Genomic DNA, 10,132 nt, shown 5'->3' with positions numbered 1-10,132 from the left:
GCATGACCGCCCCCGCCACCGCCGGGCCGACCCCGACGGACCCCCGCGCCCGGGAGATCGCCGACGCGCTCGCCGCGGTGCACTCCCGCATCGCCGACGCCGCGCGGGACGCCGGGCGCGAGGCGGAGCCCGCGCTCGTCGTCGTGACCAAGACCCACCCCGCCGAGGACGTCGTGCGCCTCGCCGCGCTCGGCGTGACCGACGTGGGGGAGAACCGCGACCAGGAGGCCCGGCCCAAGGCCGAGGCCGTCGCCGCGGCCCTGGGGGCGGACGCCCCGCGCTGGCACTTCGTGGGCCAGCTGCAGACCAACAAGGCCAAGTACGTGGTGCGCTACGCGTCCGTGGTGGAGTCGGTGGACCGACCCGAACTGGCCGAGGCGCTCTCGCGGGCGCTCGTGCTGCGGCGCGAGCGCGAGCCCGAGGCCGCGATCCCCGACCTGGAGTGCCTCGTGCAGGTGGACGTCGACGACCGCGCCGACGAGGACCGTCCCGAGGGGATCGGTCCGCGCGGCGGCGCCCGCCCCGAGGACGTCGCCGCCCTCGCGGCCGTCGTCGCCGGCCTGCCGGGTCTGCGGCTGGGCGGGCTGATGTGCGTGGCACCGCGCGGCCTGGACCCGGAGGACGCGTTCCGCCGGCTCGCCGCTCTCGGCGCGCGCGTGCGGCAGACGCATCCGGAGGCCACCGCGCTGTCGATGGGGATGAGCGCGGACCTCGAGGCGGCCGTGCGCGCCGGGGCGACACAGGTGCGCATCGGCTCCGACGTTCTGGGGGCCCGGGACGCGGTGGGCTAACGTTGACCCCGCGCGTCCCGGCGGGACGCGACAGGACCGTGCGGACGCACGCGCACCGACGACGAACGACGGCGGCCCCCGGGGCCGGAGGACGTGGTGAAGGAAGACTCATGGCTGGTGCCCTGAAGAAGACGATGATCTACCTCGGCCTGGCCGACGGCGACGAGTACGACGAGCAGCCCCGTGCCACCGAGCGGGAGACCGCGCCCCGACACGAGGTCGTCGAGGCGCGCCGCCCCGCGGAGCCGGACACCGACCCCCACATGGAGGCCGTCCGCCCGACTGCGGTCCGCGATCCCGAGCCGGCCGAGCGGCCGGAGCCCGTGACCCCGTCCGGCTCCACCGCGGCCGATCCCGTCGAACCCCGGCGTCCGGCGCGTCCCGAGCCGGCCGAGCCGGGCTACCGGGCCCCGGTGACCCCCATCAAGCGAGCCGCAGCGTCGTCTGCCGAAGGAGCCTCCGTGCACACCCTGTCCACCGTCCACCCCCGCTCCTACAACGACGCGAAGGCGATCGGCGAGGCCTTCCGCTCCGGCGTCCCCGTGATCATGAACGTGACCGACCTCGGTGAGAACGAGGCCAAGCGCCTCGTGGACTTCGCGGCCGGCCTCGTCTTCGGCCTGCACGGCTCGATCTCCCGCATCACCAGCAAGGTGTTCCTGCTGACCCCGGCCACCGTGGACGTCGTCGGCGCCGAGCAGGGCGAGTCCGGCGCGGCCGACTCCCCGTTCGACGGCGACTGAGGCGCCCATGCAGCTGCTCCTCGCCCTCGCCTACATCGCCCTGACGGTGGTGCTCGCGGCGCTGACCGTGCGGATCGTCCTGGACGTCACGCAGTCGTTCGCCCGCCACTGGCGCCCCACCGGGGCGGCCCTCGTGCTGGCCAGCGGCGTGTACGGGGCCACCGACCCGTTGCTGCGCCCCGTGCGTCGTGCCGTGCCGCCGGTGAACCTGGGCGGCATCGGCCTGGACGTGGCCTTCCTCATCGTGTTCCTCGGCGTCGTCCTGCTGCGGGTCCTGGTGCTGAGCCTGGCCGGCGTGGCCTGACCCGCGGCCCGGGGCGGCTGTCGGCCCCGGTGGTAGTCTTCGCGGCAGGATCGGCGCCGCCCCTCACCGGCGCGCCGACCGCCGACGCGCCGGGCCGCCCGGCCGTCCCCGAGCACCGAGCAGAGAGCGAGACGGTTCCATGGCGCTGTCCTGGGAAGACGTGGTCAACAAGCAGTTCCAGCCCACGAAGTTCCGCGAGGGCTACGACCAGACCGAGGTGGATGACTTCCTCGACGAGATCGTGGCGGAGTTCAAGCGCCTGATCGCCCTCAACGAGCAGCTCGAGTCCGAGAACGCGGAGCTGCGCGCCGGCGGCGCCGCCCCGGCCGCCGGCCCCGCTGCGGACACCCCGCAGGCCGCCGCGACCCCGGCCTCCGCCGAGGAGTCGGCCCCGGCCGCCGCCCCCGAGTCCGCCGACGCGGCCGCGACCTCCGCCGCCGGCGTCCTGGCCATGGCCCAGCGGCTGCACGACGAGCACGTCGCCGCGGGCGAGCAGCGCAGCACCGAGCTCGTCGCCGAGGCCGAGGCCACCGCGGCCCGGCTCGTCAGCGACGCCGAGGAGCAGAAGGCCCGCACCCTCGAAGCCCTGGCCGAGGAGAAGGCCGGTCTGGAGGGCGAGGTCGAACAGCTGCGCAGCTTCGAGACCGACTACCGCAGCCGCCTCACCTCCTACATCGAGGGCCAGCTGCGGGAGATCCGCGCCCAGAAGCGCGTCGAGCCCCCCGCACCCACGGCGTGAGCCGAGCCGTCGACGCCGCGCCGGCCCCGCGATCCCCTCGCGCGGGCCGGCGAGCCGTGCTCACCGCCCTCATCGTGGCGGTGCTGGCCTACGCCCTCGACCAGCTGACCAAGTACGCGGTCGAGAGCACGATGCAGCTGGGGGACTCCGTCACGGTGATCCCCGGGGTGCTGCGCTGGCACTACATCCTGAACCCGGGCGCGGCCTTCTCCATCGGCGAGGACCACACCTGGGTGTTCACCATCATCCAAGCCGTGGTGGCGGTCGCCGCCCTCGTCGGGATCGCCCGCGTGCGCTCGACGCCGTGGGCCCTGGCGCTGGGCGGGCTCGCCGGCGGCGTGCTCGGCAACCTCACGGACCGGCTGTTCCGGCCCCCGGCGTTCGGGCGCGGCCACGTGGTCGACATGATCTCCGTGCCGCACTTCGCGATCTTCAACGTGGCGGACTCGTTCATCGTCTGCTCCGTCATCGGCGTCGCCCTGCTCGTGATGACCGGCCGCCGCCTGGACGGCACACGGGAGGCGTGAGGACATGGGCATGAGACCGGGACTGACCGAGCGGCTCGAGGTCACCGAGGCCGCGGCGGGCCGGAGGGTCGACGCGGTGCTCGCCGACGCGTTCGGCGTCTCCCGCTCGCTGCTGGCGGACTGGTTCTCCCGGGGCCTGGTGCGGGCCGAGTCGCGCTCCGGCCGCCGGGACCGCGTCCTGGCCAAGTCCGCGAAGGCCGTGGCGGGGGAGACCCTCGCCGTCGACGTCCCCGACGACCCCGACCCCCTGGAAGTGAGGGCAGAGCGCGTGGACGCGCTGAGCATCCTGTACGAGGACGAGGACCTGGTGGCCGTGGACAAGCCCACCGGCGTGGCCGCGCACCCCTCGCCGGGCTGGGTCGGGCCCACCGTGGTGGGCGCCCTGGCCGCCCTCGGCTACGACATCACCACCTCGGGCGCCCCTGAGCGCCAGGGGATCGTGCACCGGCTCGACGTCGGCACCACCGGGGTCATGGTCGTGGCCAAGACCGAGCGCGCCTACACGGCCATGAAGGACCAGTTCCGCGAGCGCGTGCCGGAGAAGGTCTACCACGCCGTGGTCCAGGGCATCCCGGACCCGCTGAGCGGCACCGTGGACGCGCCCATCGGGCGGCATCCCGGCCACCACTGGAAGTTCGCGGTGCTCGAGGACGGCCGGCCGTCCGTGACCCACTACGAGACGCTCGAGGTGTTCGGCCGGGCCACCCTGCTCGAGGTCCACCTGGAGACCGGGCGCACCCACCAGATCCGCGTGCACACCTCGGCGCTGCGCCACCCGTGCGTCGGCGACCTCACGTACGGGGCGGATCCGCGCCTGGCGGCCGAGCTCGGGCTGACCCGCCAGTGGCTGCACGCCCACCGCCTGGCGTTCCCGCACCCGGTCACGGGGGAGCCGGTGACGATCACCTCCCCGTATCCGGACGACCTCGCCCACGCCCTGGCGGCGCTGCGCGGCGACGAGGACTGAGCCTGCACCGTCGATGTGACCCCCGTCCCGGTCCGGCCCCGCCGCCCGGGCACCACGAGTAGGCTGGTGCGGCCCTGCCGTCCTCCCCGTCGAAAGGCCCACCCCGCATGACCGTGTCCGCCGACGCCCGCCCCGACGCCGTGAAGGACGGCGGCTTCGTCCACCTGCACACGCACACCGAGTACTCCATGCTCGACGGCGCCGCGAAGCTGGACGACCTGTTCGCCGAGGCTCAGCGGCTGGGCATGGACTCGCTGGCCATCACGGACCACGGCTACCTCTTCGGCGCCTACGACTTCTGGTCCAAGGCGAAGGCGGCGGGCGTCAAGCCGATCATCGGGCTCGAGGCCTACGTGGCCCCCGGGCAGCAGCACCGCACGGACAAGGAGAAGACCCGCTGGGGCGAGCCCCACCAGCGGGGGGACGACGTGTCCGGCGGCGGTGCGTACACGCACATGACGCTGCTGAGCGAGACCACCGAGGGGATGCACAACCTGTTCCGGATGGGCTCGATCGCCTCGCTGGACTCGGTGTACGCCAAGTGGCCGCGGCTGGACCGGGAGCTGCTGAGCCAGTACTCGAAGGGCCTGATCGCCACCACGGGCTGCCCCTCCGGCGAGGTGCAGACGCGCCTGCGCCTGGGCCAGTACCGGGAGGCGATGCAGGCGGCCTCGGACTTCCGGGACATCTTCGGCAAGGACAACTACTACTGCGAGATCATGCACCACGGCCTCGACATCGAGCGCCGGGTGATGACGGACCTGCGCCGGCTCGCCAAGGACCTGGGCCTGCCGTTCGTGGCCACGAACGACCTGCACTACACCCACGAGCACGACGCCAAGGCGCACGAGGCGCTGCTGGCCCTGCAGTCGGGCTCGAAGCTCAACGAGCCCAGCTACGACCAGGGCGGCTCCCGCTTCGCGTTCTCCGGCACCGAGTACTACCTGAAGTCCCCGCGGCAGATGCGCGAGCTCTTCGCGGAGCTGCCCGAGGCCTGCGACAACACGCTGCTCATCGCCGAGCGGTGCGAGGTCGAGTTCGACACGAAGGCCAACTACATGCCGGTCTTCCCCACGCCGGAGGGCGAGGACGAGACCAGCTGGCTCATCAAGGAGGTCGCCTCCGGTCTGGCCTACCGCTACCCGGACGGCGTGCCGGACCACGTGCGCAAGCAGGCGGACTACGAGCTGGACGTCATCATCTCGATGGGCTTCCCCGGGTACTTCCTCGTCGTGGCCGACTTCATCAACTGGGCCAAGGAGAACGGCATCCGGGTGGGCCCGGGCCGTGGCTCGGGCGCCGGATCGATGGTGGCGTACGCGCTGCGCATCACGGACCTGGACCCGCTCAAGCACGGGCTGATCTTCGAGCGGTTCCTCAACCCGGACCGCGTGTCCATGCCCGACTTCGACGTCGACTTCGACGACCGCCGTCGCTCCGAGGTGATCGACTACGTCACCCGCAAGTACGGCGACGAGCGCGTCACCATGATCGTCACGTACGGCACCATCAAGACCAAGCAGGCCCTGAAGGACTCGGCCCGCGTGATGGACCAGCCGTTCTCGATGGGCGAGTCCCTCACCAAGGCGCTGCCGCCGGCGGTGATGGCCAAGGACATCCCGCTCAAGGACATCGAGGACCCCGCGGCCCCGCGCTACGGGGAGGCCGCGCCCTTCCGCGAGCTGATCGCCACGGACCCGGTGGCGAAGGAGGTCTTCGAGACCGCCAAGGGTCTCGAGGGTCTGAAGCGGCAGTGGGGCGTGCACGCGGCCGGCGTGATCATGTCCTCGGTGCCGGTGATCGACGTCATCCCGATCATGCGTCGTCTCCAGGACGGCCAGGTCATCACCCAGTTCGACTACCCGATGGCGGAGTCCCTGGGCCTGATCAAGATGGACTTCCTGGGGCTGCGCAACCTCACGATCATCTCGGACGCGCTCGAGAACGTGAAGGCGAACCAGGGCGTGGACCTGGACCTGGAGACCCTCGACGTGGACGACCCGGCGGCCTACGAGCTGCTGGCCCGCGGCGACACCCTCGGCGTGTTCCAGCTCGACGGCGGCCCCATGCGCTCGCTGCTGAAGATGATGCGCCCGGACAACTTCGAGGACATCTCGGCGACCATCGCCCTGTACCGCCCCGGCCCCATGGGCGCGAACTCGCACACCAACTACGCGCTGCGCAAGAACGGGCAGCAGGAGATCACCCCGATCCACCCGGAGCTGGAGGAGCCGCTGCGGGAGATCCTGGACACCACCTACGGCCTGATCGTGTATCAGGAGCAGGTCATGGCGATCGCCCAGAAGGTGGCGGGCTACTCGCTCGGCCAGGCCGACATCCTGCGCCGCGCGATGGGCAAGAAGAAGAAGTCGGAGCTGGACAAGCAGTACGAGGCGTTCCACCAGGGCATGCTGGACCGCGGCTACTCGGAGGCCGCGGTGAAGGCCCTGTGGGACATCCTGCTGCCCTTCTCGGACTACGCGTTCAACAAGGCGCACTCGGCCGCCTACGGCCTGGTCTCCTACTGGACGGCCTACCTCAAGGCGCACTACCCGGCGGAGTACATGGCGGCGCTGCTCACCTCGGTGGGCGACGACAAGGACAAGCTGGCCATGTACCTCAACGAGTGCCGCCACATGGGCATCACGGTGCTGCCCCCGGACGTGAACGAGTCCCACCTGACCTTCACCCCCGTCGGCCGGGACATCCGCTTCGGCATGGGCGCCGTCCGCAACGTGGGCGCCAACGTGGTCAAGGGCATGGTCCAGGCGCGCGAGGACAAGGGCTCGTACACGGGCTTCGGCGACTTCCTGGCGAAGGTGCCGCTCGTGGTGTGCAACAAGCGCACCATCGAGTCCATGATCAAGGCCGGCGCCTTCGACTCCCTCGGCTACGCCCGCCGCGCCCTGCTGGCCGTGCACGAGGAGGCCGTGGACGCCACCGTGGCGCAGAAGCGCAAGGAGGATCACGGCGAGTTCACCTTCGACCTGTTCGCGCTCGGCGGCGGCGACGAGGACGACTCCGACGCCGCGGACGGCGTCGCCGTCCCGGACCTGCCGGAGTGGGCGAAGAAGGAGAAGCTCGCGTTCGAGCGCGAGATGCTGGGCCTGTACGTGTCCGACCATCCGCTGCAGGGCCTCGACGGCGTCCTGGCCCAGCACGCCGACGTCCAGATCACCCGCGTGCTCGACGACGACGGGCCCGCCGACGGCGCGATCGTCACCATCGCGGGCCTGATCACCACGCTCGAGCGCCGCATCGCCAAGTCCTCGGGCAACGCGTACGCGCGCTGCGAGATCGAGGACCTCGGCGGCTCGATGGACGTCATGTTCTTCGGCCAGGTGTATGCGCCCATCGCGATGATGCTGGCCGAGGACCTCGTCGTCGCCGTCAAGGGCAGGGTGCAGCGCCGGGACGACGGGTCGGTGTCCCTGTCGGCGATGGAGCTGACCATCCCGGAGCTCTCGGACGGCCCCGGCGGCCCCGTGCGGATCACGCTGCCCGCGTTCAAGGCCACGGAGCAGGTCATGGGCCAGCTGGCGGACGTGCTGCGCACCCACGAGGGCTCCTCGGAGGTGCGGCTGTCCCTGGTGGGCCAGCGTGCCACGCAGGAGTTCCAGCTGGGCCCGCAGTTCCGGGTGAGCCCGAACCCGGCGCTGTTCGGGGACCTCAAGATCCTGCTGGGTCCGGCCTGCCTCGGCTGAGCGGACGTAGCATGGGAGTGCCCCGCCCAGGAGGAGAGAGCTGATGCACTGCCCGTTCTGCCGTCATGAGGACTCGCGCGTGGTGGATTCACGCTCCCTCGACGACGGCTCCGCCATCCGTCGGCGTCGGCAGTGTCAGGCCTGCGGCAAGCGGTTCACCACCATGGAGACCACCGCCCTGACCGTCGTCAAGCGCTCCGGGGTGGCGGAGCCGTTCGACCGCTCCAAGGTGATCAACGGCGTCCGGAAGGCGTGCCAGGGGCGGCCGGTGACGAGCGACGACCTGGCCATGCTCGCCCAGGAGGTCGAGGAGACGGTCCGTGCCACGGGCAACGCCGAGGTGGACGCCCACGACGTCGGCCTGGCCATCCTCGATCCGCTGCGCCGTCTCGACCAGGTGGCCTTCCTGCGCTTCGCCTCCGTCTACCGGGACTTCGAGTCCCTCGACGACTTCGAGGAGGCCATCGCGGAGCTCCGGGCCGGTGACGGGGACGACCGCGGCCGTCCCGCCGTGCAGCCGCGGCTGTTCACCCGCTGACCTGGGCCGATGCGACGGCGCGGCCGGGATCGACGCTGCAGTGGTGCGCACGGCCTCCAGGCGCTACAGTGATCCCCGGGTCGACCTCGGTCGGCCCGGCAAGACTGCCGAGGGCGGTTCCGGAGGGGAAGCCGGAACCGCCCTCGGTGTCTGCGCCCTCAGTTGCCGTCGGCGAGCGAGCCGTGCGCGGCCAGGGCGGCGCCCACGATGCCCGCGTTGTTCTGCAGCTGGGCCGGGACGATCGGGGTGCGCAGGCGCAGCAGCGGCAGGTAGTCGTCCGGCCGCTTGGAGATGCCGCCGCCGACGATGAACAGGTCGGGCGAGAAGATCCGCTCCACGTGGGAGAAGAAGCGCTGCAGTCGCTCGGCGTACTCGGCCCAGCTGAGCTGATCGCGCTCCCGGGCCTTCGCGGAGGCCCGCGACTCGGCCATCACGCCGTCGAGCTCCAGGGAGCCGACCTCGAAGTTCGGGACGAGCACGCCGTCGTGGATCATCGCGCCGCCGATGCCGGTGCCGAGGGTGATCACGTGCACCAGGCCGCGCACGCCCCGCCCGGCCCCGTAGCGGGCCTCCGCGAGGCCGGCCGCGTCGGCGTCGTTGACCACGGTCACGGGGCGGCGCAGGTGCTCCTCGAACCTGCCGCGCAGGTCCGTGCCGATCCACGAGTGGTCGATGTTGTTCGCGGACAGGCACACCCCGTCCTTGACGATCGAGGGGAAGCACACACCCAGCGGGGCGGAGGGCTTCGGCGCCTTCTCGCGCCCGTCGAGCTCGGCGGTGATGGCCGCCAGGGTCGCCGCCACGGGCTCGGGCATGGCCGGCTGCGGCGTGGGGATGCGGAAGCGGTCCCCGCGCAGGGTGCCCGCCTTCGGCCCCGACCCGAGGCGGACCAGGCCGCCCTTCATGCCGGTCCCCCCGACGTCGATGCCGATCGTCGTGGGGTATTTGGAGGAGCGCTGGGCGGTGCTGGTGTGCGTCGTCACGGCCCCCAGCTTAGTGCCGGGTCACGGCAGCGTGAGAATCTCCGCGCCGTCGTCCGTGACCACGATCGTGTGCTCGAACTGCGCGGTGCGACGGCGGTCGCGGGTCACCACGGTCCAGCCGTCGTCCCACTGGTCCCACTCGATCGTGCCGAGGGTGAGCATCGGCTCGATGGTGAACACCATGCCGGGCACGAGCAGGCGGTCGTGGGCCGGGGCCGCGTCGTAGTGGGGGATCACGAGGCCGGAGTGGAAGTCCACGCCCACGCCGTGGCCGATGAAGTCGCGCACCACGCCGTAGCCGAAGCGCTTGGCGTAGGACTCGATGGCGCGGCCGATCACGTTGACCTGACGGCCGGGCTTCACGGCGCGGATGCCGCGGCGCAGGGCCTCCTCGGTGCGCTCGACGAGCAGCCGGGACTCCTCGTCCACGTCGCCGACCAGGTAGGTGCGGTTGTGGTCCCCGTGGACGCCGTCCAGGTACGCGGTGATGTCCAGGTTGACGATGTCCCCGTCCTCCAGGACGGTGCCGTCCGGGATGCCGTGGCAGATGACCTCGTTGATCGAGGTGCAGATGGACCGCGGGAAGCCGCGGTAGCCCAGGCAGGACGGGTAGGCGCCGCGCTCCACGAGGAAGGCGTGCGCGATCCGGTCCAGCTCGTCCGTGGTGACGCCCGGGCGGATGTGGGCGGCGGTGTGCTCCATGGCCTGCGCGGCCAGGCGGCCGGCGGCGCGGATCCGCTCGATGCCGGCGGCGTCGTAGACGTCCGAGGCGTTGCCCTCGTCCGGGGTGGCCTTGCCGACGTACTCGGGGCGCGGGATCGCGGCCGGCACGGGCG

Annotated in this window: 10 protein-coding genes; 8 read left to right on the top strand and 2 right to left on the bottom strand. The window is 72.0% G+C overall.

Annotated elements, in window-relative coordinates; all coding sequences use genetic code 11:
- Positions 1 to 2: 2 nt before the first annotated feature.
- From J1M37_RS08460 to nrdR, 8 genes are all read left to right on the top strand, one after another.
- Positions 3 to 791, top strand: coding sequence for a YggS family pyridoxal phosphate-dependent enzyme (locus J1M37_RS08460; RefSeq protein ID WP_061867225.1), 789 nt, complete (start codon positions 3 to 5; stop codon positions 789 to 791).
- 110 nt (positions 792 to 901) lie between these two features.
- Positions 902 to 1,534, top strand: a complete 633-nt coding sequence (sepF, locus tag J1M37_RS08455; RefSeq protein WP_206452439.1) for a cell division protein SepF — start codon at positions 902 to 904, stop codon at positions 1,532 to 1,534.
- A gap of 7 nt (positions 1,535 to 1,541) precedes the next feature.
- Positions 1,542 to 1,838 carry a YggT family protein gene (locus J1M37_RS08450; RefSeq protein WP_010078509.1) on the top strand — a complete coding sequence of 99 codons (297 nt, stop codon included), beginning with the start codon at positions 1,542 to 1,544 and terminating at the stop codon, positions 1,836 to 1,838.
- 139 nt (positions 1,839 to 1,977) lie between these two features.
- Positions 1,978 to 2,577, top strand: coding sequence for a DivIVA domain-containing protein (locus J1M37_RS08445; RefSeq protein WP_095353833.1), 600 nt, complete (start codon positions 1,978 to 1,980; stop codon positions 2,575 to 2,577).
- A 56-nt stretch (positions 2,578 to 2,633) separates the two neighbouring features.
- On the top strand, positions 2,634 to 3,104 hold the full coding sequence (lspA, locus tag J1M37_RS08440; RefSeq protein ID WP_095353834.1) for a signal peptidase II: 471 nt from the start codon (positions 2,634 to 2,636) through the stop codon (positions 3,102 to 3,104).
- Positions 3,105 to 3,108: 4 nt separating this feature from the next.
- Complete coding sequence (locus J1M37_RS08435) at positions 3,109 to 4,071, top strand: RluA family pseudouridine synthase (RefSeq protein ID WP_095353835.1); 963 nt, start codon at positions 3,109 to 3,111, stop codon at positions 4,069 to 4,071.
- 107 nt (positions 4,072 to 4,178) lie between these two features.
- The gene (dnaE, locus tag J1M37_RS08430; protein WP_049146940.1) at positions 4,179 to 7,775 is read left to right on the top strand and encodes a DNA polymerase III subunit alpha; all 3,597 of its coding nucleotides are present in this window, start codon (positions 4,179 to 4,181) and stop codon (positions 7,773 to 7,775) included.
- Between the two features lie 43 nt (positions 7,776 to 7,818).
- The gene (nrdR, locus tag J1M37_RS08425) at positions 7,819 to 8,313 is read left to right on the top strand and encodes a transcriptional regulator NrdR (RefSeq protein WP_002855838.1); all 495 of its coding nucleotides are present in this window, start codon (positions 7,819 to 7,821) and stop codon (positions 8,311 to 8,313) included.
- A 158-nt stretch (positions 8,314 to 8,471) separates the two neighbouring features.
- Here nrdR and ppgK read toward each other — a convergent pair whose 3' ends face one another.
- Positions 8,472 to 9,296 carry a polyphosphate--glucose phosphotransferase gene (gene ppgK / locus J1M37_RS08420; RefSeq protein WP_036339941.1) on the bottom strand — a complete coding sequence of 275 codons (825 nt, stop codon included), beginning with the start codon at positions 9,294 to 9,296 and terminating at the stop codon, positions 8,472 to 8,474.
- 21 nt (positions 9,297 to 9,317) lie between these two features.
- Positions 9,318 to 10,132, bottom strand: an 815-nt coding sequence (gene map / locus J1M37_RS08415) for a type I methionyl aminopeptidase (RefSeq protein ID WP_036339950.1), incomplete at its 5' end; no start/stop codon positions are given.

This window comes from Micrococcus sp. KRD012 (genome assembly GCF_017168555.1).
Lineage (GTDB): Bacteria > Actinomycetota > Actinomycetes > Actinomycetales > Micrococcaceae > Micrococcus > Micrococcus luteus.
This window is presented reverse-complemented; position numbering and strand designations above follow the sequence as displayed.